This is a genomic window from Nonomuraea sp. NPDC003727, from assembly GCF_053586935.1.
Map to the genome: position 1 here is coordinate 104526 of NZ_JBSFNE010000014.1, position 16321 is coordinate 120846.

10 protein-coding genes and 1 pseudogene are annotated in these 16321 nt (G+C 72.3%); 9 read left to right on the forward strand and 2 right to left on the reverse strand.

Annotated elements, in window-relative coordinates; translation table 11 throughout:
* Positions 1–14 precede the first annotated feature (14 nt).
* On the reverse strand, positions 15–584 hold the full coding sequence (locus tag ACWDLG_RS32260) for an SACE_7040 family transcriptional regulator (RefSeq protein WP_449927329.1): 570 nt from the start codon (positions 582–584) through the stop codon (positions 15–17).
* Between the two features lie 47 nt (positions 585–631).
* On the opposite strand from ACWDLG_RS32260, the gene ACWDLG_RS32265 reads away from it, so the two are divergent.
* The 9 genes and pseudogenes from ACWDLG_RS32265 to ACWDLG_RS32305 all read left to right on the forward strand — a co-directional run.
* Positions 632–2152: a carboxyl transferase domain-containing protein gene (locus tag ACWDLG_RS32265; RefSeq protein WP_354907350.1), complete on the forward strand. Its 1521-nt coding sequence runs from the start codon at positions 632–634 to the stop codon at positions 2150–2152.
* A 2-nt stretch (positions 2153–2154) separates the two neighbouring features.
* The gene (locus tag ACWDLG_RS32270) at positions 2155–4134 is read left to right on the forward strand and encodes an acetyl/propionyl/methylcrotonyl-CoA carboxylase subunit alpha (RefSeq protein WP_449927739.1); all 1980 of its coding nucleotides are present in this window, start codon (positions 2155–2157) and stop codon (positions 4132–4134) included.
* A 5-nt stretch (positions 4135–4139) separates the two neighbouring features.
* Positions 4140–5045: a hydroxymethylglutaryl-CoA lyase gene (locus ACWDLG_RS32275; protein WP_449927332.1), complete on the forward strand. Its 906-nt coding sequence runs from the start codon at positions 4140–4142 to the stop codon at positions 5043–5045.
* A 6-nt stretch (positions 5046–5051) separates the two neighbouring features.
* Positions 5052–6188: an acyl-CoA dehydrogenase family protein gene (locus ACWDLG_RS32280; RefSeq protein WP_449927335.1), complete on the forward strand. Its 1137-nt coding sequence runs from the start codon at positions 5052–5054 to the stop codon at positions 6186–6188.
* 79 nt (positions 6189–6267) lie between these two features.
* A complete protein-coding gene (locus ACWDLG_RS32285; RefSeq protein ID WP_354907346.1) occupies positions 6268–6702 on the forward strand; it encodes a GNAT family N-acetyltransferase in 435 nt (144 codons plus the stop codon).
* Positions 6703–6735: 33 nt separating this feature from the next.
* A complete protein-coding gene (locus ACWDLG_RS32290; RefSeq protein ID WP_449927338.1) occupies positions 6736–10134 on the forward strand; it encodes a helix-turn-helix transcriptional regulator in 3399 nt (1132 codons plus the stop codon).
* A 701-nt stretch (positions 10135–10835) separates the two neighbouring features.
* Entirely contained in the window at positions 10836–12035 is a 1200-nt protein-coding gene (locus ACWDLG_RS32295; RefSeq protein ID WP_449927341.1) for an RNA ligase RtcB family protein, read from the forward strand.
* Positions 12032–12754 (forward strand): peptide chain release factor H, encoded by a 723-nt coding sequence (prfH, locus tag ACWDLG_RS32300; RefSeq protein ID WP_449927344.1) that lies wholly within the window; start codon positions 12032–12034, stop codon positions 12752–12754. Before ACWDLG_RS32295 ends, prfH begins: the two co-directional genes overlap by 4 nt.
* A 182-nt stretch (positions 12755–12936) precedes the next feature.
* Positions 12937–13452: pseudogene (locus ACWDLG_RS32305) on the forward strand (IS5 family transposase); the annotation flags it as partial.
* Between the two features lie 204 nt (positions 13453–13656).
* Here the strand turns inward: ACWDLG_RS32305 and ACWDLG_RS32310 are convergent.
* The gene (locus ACWDLG_RS32310) at positions 13657–16314 is read right to left on the reverse strand and encodes a hypothetical protein (protein ID WP_449927347.1); all 2658 of its coding nucleotides are present in this window, start codon (positions 16312–16314) and stop codon (positions 13657–13659) included.
* Positions 16315–16321: the final 7 nt, after the last annotated feature.

The following is a 16321-nucleotide window of genomic DNA, read 5'->3' on the forward strand; positions in this document are numbered from 1 at the left end:
AGTGTTAATGTCCGCTAACCAAGGGTGTCGAAGGCGGCCAGCGCCATCCCGCGCAGCAGCGCGCGCATCGCCTCGGCGGGTAGCTCGCCGGCGCTGTGCGGCGTCGAGTTGAGCAAGCCGAACACGGCGTGGGTCGCCGCCCGCAGCCGCGGGGGCGGGCAGGCGGGGTGCAGCTCGGCCAGCACGGTCACCCACTCCTCGACGTAGAGCCGCTGCAGCCGCCTGATCTGGCGCCGGTGCGGTTCGGGCACGTTGCCCAGCTCCCTGTCGTGCACCGTGATGAGCGCGGGCTGCTCGAGCGCGAACGTGATCTGCACGTCCAGCAGCGCCTCGAGGGCGGTTCGCGGGTCGTGGGCGGTGGTGACCACGGCGGTCGCCGCCTCGCGCAGGCGCGTGCTGACGCCGGTGAGCATCTCCACCAGCAGCGCCTCCTTCCCGCTGAAGTGGCGGTAGAGCGCGGGACCCGACACGCCGACCGCGCCGCCGAGCTCCTCGATGGACACGCCGTGGTAGCCGCGGGCGGCGAACAGGGTCGCGGCGGCCTCCAGGATCTCGCCGCGGCGATTGCGGGTAGGAGTGCTCACATCTCACATTCTAGACACAGACGTTAATGATGATTAACCTACGTGGCATGTTCAAGCGCAACGCCGAGGTCAACGAGCGGCTGGCGGCCGAGCTGCGCGAGCGCCTGGCCGAGGCCGCGAAGGGTGGGCCCGAGCGGTCGAGGCAGCGCCACGTCGAGCGCGGCAAGCTGCTGCCACGCGACCGGGTCGACGGGCTGCTCGACCCCGGATCCCGCTTCCTGGAGCTGTCGCCGCTGGCCGCCAACGGCCTCTATGACGACCAGGCGCCCGCCGCGGGGATCATCACCGGCGTGGGCAGGGTGTCGGGACGCGAGTGCGTGATCGTGGCCAACGACGCCACCGTCAAGGGCGGCACGTACTACCCGATGACCGTCAAGAAGCACCTGCGCGCCCAGGAGGTGGCGCTGCAGAACCACCTGCCCTGCCTCTACCTGGTCGACTCCGGCGGCGCGTTCCTGCCCAGGCAGGACGAGGTCTTCCCCGACCGCGAGCACTTCGGGCGCATCTTCTACAACCAGGCCACCATGTCCGCGCGCGGCATCCCGCAGATCGCCGCCGTCCTCGGCTCCTGCACGGCAGGCGGCGCCTACGTGCCCGCCATGAGCGACGAGGCGGTCATCGTGCGCAACCAGGGCACGATCTTCCTCGGCGGGCCCCCGCTGGTGAAGGCCGCCACCGGCGAGGAGGTCACCGCGGAGGAACTGGGCGGCGGCGACCTGCACGCGCGCGTCAGCGGCGTCACCGACCACCTGGCCGAGGACGACGCTCACGCGCTGGCGATCGTCCGCGACATCGTCGCCACGCTCGCGCCCAAGGCCGCCCCGCCGTGGGAGCGCCGGGCGGCCGAGGAGCCGCACCTCGACCCGCAGGAGCTGTACGGCATCGTGCCCCCCGACACCCGCACGCCGTACGACGTGCGCGAGGTGGTGCGCAGGATCGTCGACGGCTCGCGCTTCCTGGAGTTCAAGGCCGAGTACGGCACGACACTGGTCACCGGCTTCGCCCACATCCACGGCCACCCCGTCGGGATCATCGCCAACAACGGCATCCTGTTCGCCGAGTCGGCGCTGAAGGGCGCCCACTTCATCGAGCTGTGCGACCGGCGGCGCGTCCCGCTGGTCTTCCTGCAGAACATCAGCGGCTTCATGGTCGGCAAGGCCTACGAGGCCGGCGGCATCGCCAAGCACGGCGCCAAGATGGTCACCGCGGTGGCCTGCGCCCGCGTGCCCAAGTTCACGGTGGTGATCGGCGGCTCGTTCGGCGCGGGCAACTACGCGATGGCGGGCAGGGCCTACTCGCCGCGCTTCCTGTGGATGTGGCCCAACGCCCGCATCTCGGTCATGGGCGGCGAGCAGGCCGCCAACGTGCTGACCACCGTCGGCACCGCGGACGCCGACGCCATCAGGGCCCAGTACGAGCACCAGGGCAACCCCTACTACTCCACGGCCAGGCTGTGGGACGACGGCGTGATCGACCCGATCGACACCCGTACCGTCCTGGGGCTGGGCCTGTCCGCGGCGGCCAACGCGCCGCTCGAACCCGTCGGCTACGGCGTCTTCCGGATGTGATGATGTTCAGCACCGTACTGATCGCCAACCGGGGCGAGATCGCCGTCCGGATCATCAGGACGCTCCGCGCCATGGGGGTCACCTCCGTGGCGGTCTACACCGAGTCCGACGCGTCGGCGCTCCACGTGCGCATGGCCGACCAAGCCCTCCAGATCCCGAAATATCTGGACATAGAGGCGTTGGTGGCGGCGGCCAGGGCCACCGGCGCGCAGGCCGTCCACCCCGGCTACGGCTTCCTCGCCGAGAACGCCGCCTTCGCCCGCAGGTGCGCGGCCGAGGGGCTGGTCTTCATCGGGCCGCCCGCCGAGGCGATCGAGGCCATGGGCGACAAGATCCGCGCCAAGCGGACGGTGGCGGCGGCCGGGGTGCCGGTCGTGCCCGGCGGCACCGGCGCCGACCTCGAGACGTGGAGCGCCTTCCCCGCGCTGATCAAGCCGTCCGCGGGCGGCGGCGGCAAGGGCATGGTGCTGGTGCGCTCGGCGGCCGAGCTGCCCGACGCGCTCGCCTCGGCCCGCCGTACGGCCGAGGCCGCCTTCGGCGACGGCACCCTGCTGATCGAGCGCTACATCGAAAACCCCCGGCACATCGAGATCCAGGTGCTCGCCGACGCCCACGGCGGCACCGTCCACCTGGGCGAGCGCGAGTGCAGCCTGCAACGCAGGCACCAGAAGATCATCGAGGAGGCGCCCTCGCCCTTCGTCACCGAGGCGATGCGCGAGGGCATGGGGGCGGCGGCCGTCGAGGCGGCCCGCGCGGTCGGCTACACCGGCGCGGGCACCGTCGAGTTCATCGTCGACGGCGTCTCCGGCGACTACCACTTCATGGAGATGAACACCCGCCTGCAGGTCGAGCACCCCGTCACCGAGCTGGTCACCGGCCTGGACCTGGTGGAGCTGCAGGTGCGGGTGGCCGCGGGCGAGCCGCTGCCGTTCGGCCAGGAGTCGGTACGGCTGCGCGGCCACGCCGTGGAGGCGCGCGTCTACGCCGAGGACCCCGCCCGCGGCTTCCTGCCGACCGGCGGCAGGGTCCTGGCGCTGCGCGAGCCCTCGACCGCGAGGGTCGACTCCAGCCTGGCCGAAGGCGTGGTCGTCGGCAGCGACTTCGACCCCATGCTGTCGAAGGTGGTCGCCTGGGGCGAGGACCGCAGGGCCGCCCTGCGGTCGCTGGACAGGGCGCTGGCCGAGACGTGCGTGCTGGGCGTGACGACCAACATCCCCTTCCTGCGGGCGCTGGCCGCCCACCCCGACGTCGTGGCGGGAAGGCTGGACACCGGCCTGGTCGAAAGGGTGCTGCCCGAGCTGGCGCTGAGCGCGGACGTGCCCGCCGACGCGCTGGCGGCCGCCGCGCTCGCCTTCCATACCACGCCGCCCGCCACCGACCCGTGGGAGATCGCCGACGGCTGGCGGATCGGCGATCCTGCCTGGACGACCTGGCGGCTGGAGTCGCGCGACGGGGTTCACCAGGTGGAGGTCCGCGGTCTGCCCGCCTCCGGCGCCGAGGTGCGCCTCTCGGACACCAGCCCCGGAGCGCGCCTCTCGGGCACCGGCGCCGAGGCGCTCCTTCCGGGTGACGGCGTCGTGGCCGCCAGGGCGGTGACCGAGGGCGGGGAGCTGGCCGTCACGCTCGGCGGCCGCGCCCTCCGGTTCGTCATGGTCCGCGACGGCGACACCCTCTGGCTCGGGCGCGACGGCGCGGCCTGGACACTCACCAGGCACCGCATCGGCGACCCCGGCGACCGGCCGGGCGGCGCGGGCGGCGGCGACGGGGTCGTCCGCAGCCCGATGCCGGGCACCGTCCTGCTGGTCAAGGTGGCGCCGGGCGAGCAGGTGAGCGAGGGACAGCCGCTGGTCGTCGTCGAGGCCATGAAGATGGAGCACACCGTCACCGCCCCTGTCCAGGGCACCGTCACCGAGCTGCCGGTCAGGGCGGGCCAGCCCGTCGACATGGACGCGGTGCTGGCCGTCGTCTCTTCCGAGGAGTGAGCCGCATGCCGTATCGGCTGGACGGCCTGCCCGAGCGGGTCACCGTCTACGAGGTCGGGCCGCGCGACGGCCTGCAGAACGAGAAGGCCGTCATCCCCGTCGAGGTGAAGGCCGCCTTCATCGACAGGCTGGCCGACGCCGGCCACACCGTGATCGAGGCGACCAGCTTCGTCCACCCCAGGTGGGTGCCGCAGCTGGCCGACTCCGGCGAGCTGCTGGCCACGCTGCGGCGGCGGCCGGGCATCCGCTACCCGGTGCTGGTCCCCAACGAGCGCGGCCTCGACCGGGCGCTGGAGTGCGGCGTCGACGAGGTGGCCGTCTTCGCCAGCGCCACCGAGACCTTCGCCAACAAGAACCTCAACCGCGGCCTGGACAGCCAGTTCGAGATGTTCGAGCCGGTTGTCGCCCGCGCGCTGGAGGCGGGGGTCAAGGTGCGCGCCTACGTCTCCATGGTCTTCGGCGACCCGTGGGAGGGGCCGACGCCGATCGAGCAGGTCGTGCGCGTCGGCACCAGGCTGCTCGACCTCGGCTGCCACGAGCTGTCCCTCGGCGACACCATCGGCGTGGGCACCCCCGGCCACGCCACCGCGCTCATCGAGGCCTTCCCCTCGCCAGAACGGCTCGCCGTCCACTTCCACGACACCTACGGCCAGGCACTGGCCAACACGCTCGCCGCGCTCAGGGCCGGCGTCACCGTCGTCGACGCCTCCACCGGAGGTATCGGCGGCTGCCCCTACGCCGAGTCCGCCACCGGCAACCTCGCCACCGAGGACCTGGTGTGGATGCTCAACGGGCTCGGCGTCGACACGGGACTCGACCTCGGCAAGCTCGTCGCCACCAGCGTCTGGCTCGCCGAACGGCTCGGCCGTCCCAGTCCGTCCCGGGTCGTCCAGGCCCTCTCGAAAGGCTGAAGAACCATGCTCACCGACGAGTACGAAGAGCTGCGCAAGACCGTCGAGGCCTTCGCGCGCGACGTGGTCGCCCCCGTGATCGGCGACTTCTACGAGCGCGAGGAGTTCCCCTACGACATCGTCCGCCAGATGGGCGCCATGGGCCTGTTCGGGCTGCCCATCCCTGAGGAGCACGGCGGCATGGGCGGCGACTACTTCGCGCTGTGCCTGGCCCTGGAGGAGCTCGCCCGGGTCGACTCCAGCGTCGCCATCACGTTGGAGGCCGCCGTCTCCCTCGGCGCCATGCCCATCTACCGCTTCGGCACGGCCGAGCAGAAGGCCCGGTGGCTGCCCGAGCTGACCTCGGGACGCGTGCTGGGCGCCTTCGGCCTGACCGAGCCGGGCGGCGGCAGCGACGTACCCGGCGGCATGCGGACCACGGCCGTGCTCGACGGCGACGAATGGGTGATCAACGGCACCAAGGCGTTCATCACCAACTCCGGCACCGACATCACCGGCGTCGTGGCCGTCGCCGCGCTGACCGGCGAGCGGGAGATCTCCACGATCCTGGTGCCGTCCGGCACCCCCGGGTTCACCGTCTCGAAGAAGTACTCCAAGGTCGGATGGAACGCCTCCGACACCCGCGAGCTGTCCTTCGCCGACTGCCGCGTGCCCGCCGCCAACCTGCTCGGCCAGCGGGGCAGGGGCTACGCGCAGTTCCTGCAGACCCTCGACGAGGGGCGCGTCGCCATCGCCGCGCTCAGCGTCGGCCTCGCGCAGGGCTGCGTGGACGAGTCGCTGCGCTACGTGCGCGACCGGCGCGCCTTCGGCCACCCGATCGGCCACTACCAGGCCATCCAGTTCAAGGTCGCCGACATGGAGGCACGCGCCCACACCGCCAGGCTGGCCTACTACCACGCCGCGTCGCTCATGGAGGCGGGCAGGCCGTTCAAGAAGGAGGCGGCCATCGCCAAGCTGGTCTCCTCCAACGCGGCCATGGACAACGCCCGCGACGCGACCCAGATCTTCGGCGGCTACGGCTTCATGAACGAGTTCCCCGTGGGCCGCTTCTACCGCGACGCGAAGATCCTGGAGATCGGCGAGGGCACCAGCGAGGTGCAGCGCATGCTGATCGCCAGGCAGCTCGGCATGGCGGATCTCTGAGGTCCGATAAAGGACATATGCTCGTGTTCCCGGAGTTCCGGATTGGACGACCCAGCGGGAACGATCTATGGTCCACCTCATGACCTCAGACGATCTGCACATACGGAGGGCGGAGCCGAGCGACGCTGACGAGATCTTCGCGCTGGCCCGCGAGTTCGGGCTGACCTTCAGGCCCGAACGCGCGGCCTTCGACAAGGCCTTCCCGCAACTGCTCGCCAACCAGGACGCGTTGGTGCTCACCGCCGTCGTCGAGGGCCGCGTCCACGGCTACCTGCTCGGCTTCGTGCACCTCACCCTGTTCGCCAACGGGCCGGTCGCCTGGGTCGAGGAGGCTATGGTGCAGACCGGCTTCCGACGGCAGGGCATCGGGCGCGGCCTGCTGGAGGAGTTCGAGGTCTGGGCGCGCGAGCGCGAGGCGGGCTACGTCGCGCTCGCCACCCGCCGCGCCCCCGAGTTCTACCGGGCGCTGGGGTACGAGCAGTCGGCCAGCTTCTACCGCAAGGTGCTGCGCTGAGTTCCGTCTGCGGCTGATGGCATCCTGTTGGGCGTGAGCATCAACACGGTGAGCCCCCTGTTCGTCGGCCGCGCCGACGAGCTGGCCGCGCTGCAGGCGGCGCTGGGCCGGGCCCGCGCCGGCATGTCGTCGACCGTCCTGATCGGTGGCGAGGCCGGCGTCGGCAAGACCAGGCTGATCAGGGAGTTCACCGAACGCGTCACCGAGGCGCGGGTGCTGGTCGGCGGCTGCCTCGAGCTCGGCACCGACGGCCTGCCGTTCGCCCCCTTCACCGCCGTGCTGCGCAAGCTGGTGCGCGACCTCGGCCGCGACGCGATCGCCGCCATGGTGCCCGGCGGCTCCACCCGGGGCCTCGGCAGGCTGCTGCCCGAGTTCGGCGAGCCGGAGGGCGACGGGCCCGAGGCGCGCGCCAGGCTCTTCGAGCAGGTCCTCGGGCTGCTCGAAGGGCTGGCCGAGCGGGAGCCCACCGTGCTCATCGTGGAGGACACCCACTGGGCCGACCGCTCCACCCGCGACCTGCTGTCCTTCCTCGTCCGCTACCAGCGCTCCGATCTGCCCCTGCTGATCGTCGTCACCTACCGGGCCGACGACCTGCACCGCACCCACCCGCTGCGGCCGCTGCTGGCCGAGCTGGGCAGGGTCGAGTGGGTCGGCCGCCTCGAACTGCGCAGGCTGAGCCGCCGCGAGGTGATCGAGCAGGCCGTCGGCATCCTCGGCGGGCTGCCCGGCCGGCTCGACATCGACGACGTCTACTCCCGCAGCGAGGGCAACCCGCTGTTCGTCGAGGCGCTGCTGGCGGGCGACGGCCACGACAGCGTCCCCGACTCGCTGCGCGACCTGCTGCTGGCCAGCGTCGAACGGCTGCCCGACGACACCCAGGAGCTGCTGCGGGTGGCCAGCGCGGGCGGCGCGCGGATCGACCACGCGCTGCTGACCGCGGTCGCGGGGCTCGACGACGGGGCGCTGTCCAGGGCGCTTCGCCCGGCCGTCGCCGGAAACGTGCTGGTCGTCGACGGCGAGGGCTACGCCTTCAGGCACGCGCTGATCCGCGAAGCCGTCCACGACGACCTGCTGCCGGGCGAGCGCACCCGCCTGCACACCCGCTACGCCAGGACCCTGGAGGACCACCCGGCGCTGCTGCCCGCCACCAGGGCGGCGATCGAGCTGGCGCACCACTGGCACGCCGCCCACGAGGTCAGGCCCGCGCTGCTCAGCGCATGGCGGGCGGCGGCCGCGGCGCGGAAGGCCACCGCCTACGACGAACAGCTCAGGATGCTCAGCAGGGTCATCGACCTGTGGGAGCAGGTGCCCGACGCCGCCGAGCTCATCCAGACCTCCTACATCGACGTGCTACGCGCCAAGATCATGGTCTCCCACCTGGCCGGCGAGTTCGAACGGGCCATCTCGCTGTCGCGGGCGGCCCTGCGTCTCGTCGACGCCGAGACCGACCCGATCACCACCGCCAGGCTGCTGCGCCACCGCGGCCTGGCCCGCTACGACCTCGGCCGCCGCGGATACGTCGACGACCTGCGCGAGGCGGCACGCCTGGTGCCCGCCTCGCCGCCGACGGCGTTGCGCGCCAAGACCCTCGAAGCGCTGGCCCGCATGCTCAACACGCCCGACCTGTGGGCCGAGAAGGTCGCCCACGCGGAGGAGGCGCTGCGCATCGCCCGCCAGATCGGCGACGCCACCACCGAGGCCCACGCGCTCATCACGCTGACCTGGGCCGACAGCCACAACGCCGAGGCCGACCAGCAGCTCGACGGCTACACCGAGGCCAGGCGGGTGGCCGGCACGGCCGGCGCCTACAACGCGCTGATGAGGGCCGCCATCTCGGAGTCCGACACGCTGGAGGGCTGGGGCCGGCACGAGGCGGCCACCGTGGTGGCCAGGCGGGGCATCGCCGGCGCCGAGGACTACGGCCTGGCCCGCACCTCGGGCGCGTTCCTGGCGATCAACCTGGCCGAGCCGCTGGTCTCCCTAGGCCGCTGGGACGAAGCGCTGGAGGTCATCGAGCACGCACTCGACCTGGCGCCGCCGCCGCCGTACCGGGCCAGCCTGCTGGGATTCACCCTCGACATCACGCTCGCCCGCGGCGACACCGCACGGGCGCGGGCCCTGTTCGAGGAGGCCGCCGGGCTGCTGTCGGTGGGCTTCTACCGCGACCAGACCGTGCTGCCCAACCTCGGCAGGGAACTGGCGATCCAGCTGGCCGAGGGGCGCCAGGAGGCCGCCCTCGAGGTGATCGCACGGGCGCTGCGCACCCAGGACCTGCCGGGCAACCCCCGCTACGCGTGGCCGTTCATGCTCACCGCCATCCAGGCCCTCACCACCCCACCGCCCCACGGCCTGTCCGGCCACACCGGCTCGACCGGTGCCCCTGAGTCGGCGGCGCGCTATGGTGCCGGGGCCAGTGGCGCGCCTGAGTCCGGCGCGCGCATCGGCGGTGCCAGGGCCGGCGAGACACCGCAGGCGGGGGCGCGGTATGGCGGCGCCGGGCGTGCTCCTGAGTTCGGGGCGGGGGTCGGCGGTGCCGGGGCGACCGGCTCTGGGGGGCGGCGGTATGGCGGTGAGGTTGCCGAGGGTCCTGTGCCGTCCGCCGACGAGTTGCTGGCGTCGTTGCTGGAGATCGCGGCCGAGGTCGACGCGAAGGGCGACCTCCAGCGGGCCTGGCGGCTGACCTTCGAGGCGTGGCTGACGCGTGAGCTGACGGTGTGGGACGCAGCGGCGCAGGTGTGGGGGGCGCTGGGCCAGCCGTACCGGCAGGCCATGGCGCTGCTCGGCGCGGCGCGCGCCGCCGTCGCCGACCCCGCCACCAACCCGGCGGGTGCCACGGGCACCCGTGCGGGCGGATTCGTGGGTGGCCACTCAAGCGGTCTGTCAGGCGGCCACGCGGGTGGTCTCTCAGGCAGCCACGCCGGCGGTCCGCCGGGCGGCCAGGCGGCAGGTCTCTCGGACGGCCACGCCGGCGGTCCGGCGAGCAGTCTCCCAGGTGATCGCCCGGGCGATCTTTCGGGTGGCCACGCCGGCGGTCCGGCGGGCGGCCACGTGGGTGGTCATGCGGGAGGCCTCGCGGGCGCGAGGGAGGCGGCGGCCGAGCGGTTGTCGGCGGCCCGGCCGCTGGCCGAACGCCTGCTCGCCGCACCGCTGGTGGCCGAGATCGACTCGCTGGCCAGACGCGCCCGCGTCTCGCTGACGGGGGAGGAGCCGGTCGAGGACAACCGACTGGGGCTGACCGCCAGGGAGTTCGAGGTGCTGAAGCTGGTCACGGACGGGCAGAGCAACAAGGAGATCGCCGGCGAGCTGTTCATCTCGGTGAAGACGGTCAGCGTCCACGTCTCCAACATCCTGGCGAAGCTGGGCGCCTCGTCCCGCGGGGAGGCGGCGGCCACCGCGCACCGCCTCCACCTGTTCGACGCCCTCGCCTCCTGACCGCTCCCTGCCAGGCGTCGTCGTTTCCCGGTCAGTGTCCTGCCGCGGGAGCGGGGACGGTTCCATCGGTCTCCGAACCGTGTCGAAGGGCGTCCTTGTTCGGTGTTCGCGGAGGTGGGTGACGCCATGGGCTTCTGGCTCTGCTCTTCGGGCGCGGAGGTTCTCTCGCTCCTCGGGTGTCGTGCCAGAGGAGGCGCCCGTACCTGGCCCATATCCGCGGCGGCGCCTTCGTGCCTGCGTCGCGCCTCCGGCATGGGGAGAGTCACGTCCGTCGCAGGCGGAATGGCCCCACCGCCCTACTGTGTCAGGCACATCGACCTCCTCTTCAGCCATCCCTTCGGATCTTCGCGGCTGACCGCCGAAGCCACCTCATCATGACCGCCGGCTGGGTCGCCGAACCCGAAACCTGGTCCAAGCAACCCGTTGACTGGGCGCCGCGCCATGGAGGAAGCCATGACATCCAATGTCGGTACTCCGCAAGGAGGCCCCAGGGCCGCGTACTCATGCAGGCGTGCCGATAGCCGCGCGGCTATCTATGCAGGCCTGTACGGCCGAAAATCGCTTGCCTGGCATGGCAGGGCTCAGAGAATGTGGTGTCCATGAGGCTCTGACGGACAGCACCCCGCTACCTCGAGATGCCACGGCGCCGACTCGTGCCGTGATGCCGCATGCCCATACCCTGTTCAGCGAAGAGAGCGTCTTTGTCTCAACAACACTCCCGGCAGGAGTTCCTGTCGCCGTCCACTCCGGCCACGGGGTCGGCCACCGTCACGGTGTTCGCCTCCTCCACAAGCTGGATCGAGTCCGATGCCGTCGCGCAATGCCATCAGGTGGCTGCCCTCGACGGCATGATGCACGTCGCCGCCATGCCGGACCTGCACCCCGGCAAGGGTGCCCCCATCGGCGCCGCCATGGCGTCGGCCATCTTGTACCCGTTCCTGGTGGGCTCCGACATCGGTTGCGGCATCGCCGTGTTCCCCGTCAAGCTCAAGCGCGCCGTACCCGAGAAGCTCGCCGCCCGGTTCCCCGATCTCGATCACGCGCTGCACCCTGAAGGAGATGCCGACGATCCCGCCTGGGCCGTCGTGAAGGGTGGCATACCCGCTGGTTACGTCGAGGGGCTTGGAACGGTCGGCCGGGGCAACCACTTCGTCGAGCTGGCGCGGATCGGGGCCGTCTTCGAGCCGGGCCACGCGAGCCGTCTCGGCCTCGCCGCCGGTGACCTGGTTCTCATCGTCCACAGCGGTTCCCGGGGGCTCGGCGAACGGATCCTGCGGGAGCACACTGCGGTCCACGGCGCGGGTCCCGCCCCTGATCCCGGCGCCTACCTGGCGATGCATGACGAGGCCGTACGATGGGGGTCGCTCAACCGGCGGCTACTGGCCGCCCGGGTCGCCCATGCGCTGGGGACAGAGCCAACCGAGCCGATCCTCGACCAGTGCCACAACCTAGTCGAGCTCCGCGACGGGATCTACCTGCACCGCAAGGGAGCGGCGCCGGGTGACGGCCGCGACGTGCTCATCGCCGGTACGCGCGGCACCCCGTCCTACCTCGTGGCCGCCCACGCCGGGCCGGACGCCGGCCACTCCGTGGCGCACGGCGCGGGCCGCAAGATGTCGCGCGCGGACGCCCTGCGCCGCGGGCGGGCCAAGCACACGATCGAAGAGCTGCGCCGCACACCGATGGGGTCGCTGGTGGTATGCGGCGACCGCCAGCTCCTCTTCGAGGAGGCGCCAACGGCCTACAAGCGCATCGAGCAAGTGATCGCCGACCTTGTCGACCACGAGCTGGCCACGCCTGTGGCCACCACGATTCCTCTGGTCACCTACAAGACACCCGACCTCGGGTCGGCGCCCCAGAGGGACCACAGGGACCATCGCCGCAAGCGAGGCCGGCCGTGAGCGTCCACCTGCTCCTGTCGGCCGGGCGTGGCCCGCAGGAGTGCGCCTGGGCGCTGGCTCAACTGCTGCACCGCCTGGAAGGCGACGCCACCCGGCAGGACCTGGAAACGCATCGGGCCCACACTGTTCCCGGTGACCGGCCCGGCACCTACCGATCGGTCCTCATCCGAATCGCAGGAGACGACGCCGAGGCGTTCGCCGCCTCGTGGACCGGAACCCTGTGCTGGCAGGCCCCCAGCCCCTACCGGGCCAACACCGGCCGGAAGAACTGGTACGTCATCGCCCAACCATGCCAGGTCGACACCCCACGCACGACGTTCGCGGAAGCAGACGTCGACGTCGTTGCCTGCCGCACCGGCGGCCCCGGCGGACAACATCGAAACAAGGCCAGCACGGCGGTACGGGCGACCCACCGGCCCACGGGGATCGTCGTCGTGGTCGACACCGAGCGGCAGTTCAGCCTCAACCGCCGCATCGCCATGCGGCTGCTGCGACAGCGCATCGAGCACGGCGACGAGGCGACAGAGCGCGCTGTCACCACCGCCCGCTGGCGCATCCACGACGAACTTGTACGCGGCAACCCCACCCGCATCGAACGTCCGGAAACGTCGAATCAGGACCTGGCCCCGCAGAGGCAGACGCGTCGACGGCAACGGCAGTTCACTGGCCCCCGCTCACCACGGGAGGAGAGCCTCATCCGACAACATGAAGATCGCTAGGGCAAGAGCGGGCGGTGCCGCCGTCCAGCTACGCCACTTGCCCACTGTAAGCCTCCGACGCTGGTCAGCCGTTCGGACCGCCGAAGACCGCAGTGAGTGTCGGGGTCTCCAGTGACACTTAGCGATCTTGGGCGTTGAAGTGGCATGAGAAGGCCACCACGTGATCATTCGGAGTTTTGTGGCGCAGGATCCGGCTGAAGAGGGCCGAGCTGGGCCGCTCCCGGGGTGGGCTGACCAGCAAGGTTCACCTGTCGGCCGACCGGCGATGCCGTCCGCTGTCGTTCGTGCTGACCCCGGGCCAATCCGGAGACAGCCCGCAGTTTCGCGCCGTGCTGTCTCGTATCAAGGTCCGCCTGCCCGTTGGCTGCCCGCGCATCCGCCCGGGCGCGGTGGCCGCCGACAAGGCCTACTCCTCCCGCGGCAACCGCGCCTATCTGCGTCGACGCGGTATCAAGGCCGTCATCCCGGAGAAGGCCGACCAGGCGGCCAACCGCAAGAAGCTCGGCTTTCGGGGCGGCCGGCCGGTCGGCCATGATCCAGATCTGTACAAGCAGCGCAACACGGCGGAACGCTGCATCAATCGGATCAAGGACTGGCGTGGGCTGGCCTTCCGCTTCGACAAGACTCCCGATAGCTATCTGGCAGGCATGCATCTACGCGGAGCGATCTTGTGGATCCGAAGCCTCCAACCCGCCTGAAGATCCGAAGTCCGTACAGGCCCTTAGACGTGTGGGCGGATACCCGAAGTGATCCCACGGACACGTAAGCGCTTGTCACCGCCGAAGACAGGATCGAGCGTGAGGGCATTCCGTACAAGCATCCCGAGGCGTACTCGATCCGGGAGCAGGGGAGCGGGGCATTGCGGGGGCGTGGCAGGACCTGGCCCTCACGGGAGGCGGGCGTCAGCTCGTCAGCTGGGCCTCGAGGCGGTAGCCGTCGACGGTGACGTAGACCTGGTCGCCCGGCCTCGCGTTCAGGCGCATCAGGACCGGCTGCAGCGAGTCGAACACCGGCTGCTGGTCGCGCCAGACGAGCACGATCGCGTTGTCGCCGGGGCCCGTGACCGACAGCAGGGTGCCGGGCCGCATGCCGAGCTGGGCCGCGTACCCCTCCGGCACGGCCACGGGGCCGCCGCGCAGGTGCTCGGGGGTGACGTCGATGCGCTGCCAGCGCCGCGGGTCGGAGGCGGGGCTCGGCAGCGGAGGCGGGGGAGAGGAGGGCGTGCCCGCCAGCAGCGGGGGTGGTGTGCCGGCGCCGGCCAGCAGCGGCGAGCGTCCGCCCGAGAGCGCCGACAGGGTCGCCAGCGCGGCGCTGGGATCGATCGGGCCCTGCGGCGCGGGCGGGACGGGCTGTCCGCCCCTGTGGTGGTGGCCGTTGGCCCCCGGCGTACGGCGTGGCAGCGGCTGCTGTACGGCGGGCGCGGCCGCGGCCGTCTCGACGAGGGCTTCGGCGGGCAGCGCGTCGAGCCATGCCTTGGCCGAGTGCCGCCTGATGCCGAGTTCGCCGAGCAGTTCCTCCACGTCCGCGTCGGCGGGATGGGCGGCCAGCAGTCGCCTGGTGCGCGCCTGCAACCCGGCCAGGTCGCCGACGACGAGCCAGCCGTCCTGCAGGCGACGGTCCGGCATGAGCGTGACCAGTACCCGCCACAGCGGGCTGCGCAGGGTCGGCACGATGACGGGGTGCGCGGGGTCGGCGCCGATCAGCTGGTCCTCGGTGGCGGCGGTGCCGAGCCACTCGGTGAGGCGGAACATGTGGCCCGTGACGGGCGCGGACTCCGAGGAGCGCAGCCAGTGCAGCACGCGTTCCTCAGCGGTGCGCTGGGCCTGGGACAGCACTTCCCTGTCGACCAGCAGCTTGTGGGCGAGGGAGCGCAGGGTGTCGGGCTCGGCGGCGAACAAGCGGTTGACGGCGACCGCCAGCTCCAGACGGTCGAAGGAGCGGAACAGGCCGTCGACGACGCGGACCATCGGGTAGTCGTCGTCGGGGCTCCCCGCGGCCGGCGCGGCCAGCGGCGGTTTGGGGTAGGCCGAGCCCTGGGGCTGGGCGGCGAACGGCGAGGTCTGGTTCGGTGCGGCAGGCTGCGCGCCACCGGGCTGGCCGGCGGAGGGAGTGCCGGCGCCCTGCCCCGGAGCGCCGGGCTGGCCTGCGACTGCGCCGGGCTGGCCCGGGACTCCGCCGGGCCGGTCCGCGACTCCGCCCGGCTGGCCGGCGACTGCGCCGGGCTGGCCGGCGAAACCCGGCGCGCCGTTCGCCGGAGCCGCCGCGGCGCCGGGCTGACCCGGGGCAGCACCCGGTTGACCGGCGGCGCCCTGCGCGGCCGCGGCTCCTGGCTGGCCCTGAACAGCACCCGGCTGGCCCGCGAAACCCGGTGCGCCGCCTGCCGGGGCCGCCGCGCCAGGCTGACCTGGGACAGCACCGGGTTGACCCGGGGCAGCACCAGGCTGACCGGGAGCGTTCGGGGCCGCCGCACCGGGCTGACCCGGCGCCCCTGGCGCGCCCGCCGTGCCAGGGGCACCGGCGACAGGCTGGGCGGGGAAGGAGCCGGTGGAAGGGTGTCCGGTGCCGGGTTGGGCGGGGAAGGAGCCGCTCGACGGAGGTCCGGCGACAGGCTGGGCGGGGAAGGAGCCGGTGGAAGGGTGTCCGGTGCCGGGTTGGGCGGGGAAGGAGCCGCTCGACGGAGGTCCCGCGACGGGTTGGGCGGGGAAGGAGCCGGTGGAAGGGTGTCCCGTGCCGGGTTGGGCGGGGAAGGAGCCGGTGGAAGGGTGCCCCGTGCCGGGTTGGGCGGCGAACGAGCCGGTGGAGGTCTGGCCGGGCACGGCAGGGAAGGAGCCGGTCGACACGCCGCCGGCCGTCGGCCCGGAACCACCCGGACGCTGCGCCGCGGCGGCGGGATCCTGCGCGCCGGCCCCGTGCTGAAGCCCCTGCCCCTGCCCCTGAGCCTGAGCCGGTCCATGCCCCTGGCTCTGGCCGCCAGGCCGCTGGGGCAGCGGTGCGCTCGCGCCCCTGTCCTGCGGGGCGGCCTGGTGCCGTGCGAAGAAGCCGCCTTCAGGCGGCTGCGAGAGGCCCTGGGCGGGTTCGGCGCCGGGGCGTTGCGGGAGCGCTCCCGCGGGCCGTACGGCCGTGGCGTCGGAAGTCGCGGGGATCCTGCCGAGCACTTCCCTGAACACCGACTCCACCACGACCTCGGTCGAGGCGGACGAGGGCGGCGAGCCCAGGTCTCCCGTGCTCAGCCGGCGCAGCACGCGCCATCCGCCCAGGTCGGTGATGACCGTGCGGGCGGGCTCCGGCCAGCCGGGCAGGGAGGGGTCCACGTGATGCACGTGCAGCGCGGGAAGCACGTCGGCCAGTGGCAGATGGTCCCACCGGGAGGCGGCCAGGCGCGCCAGCCGTTCGCACATCCACTCGACGCCGGTGGTGCCGAGGGCCCGTGACAGCGAGAGCGAACCCCACCAGCCCGCGGGGAGGCGAGGGTCGGCCAGGGCTTCGGCGACCTGCTGAGGACGGCTCCAGCGCAGCGCTGGGACCAGGTCGCTCAGGCAGATCGATGACTCGACGTCCATCGGCGGA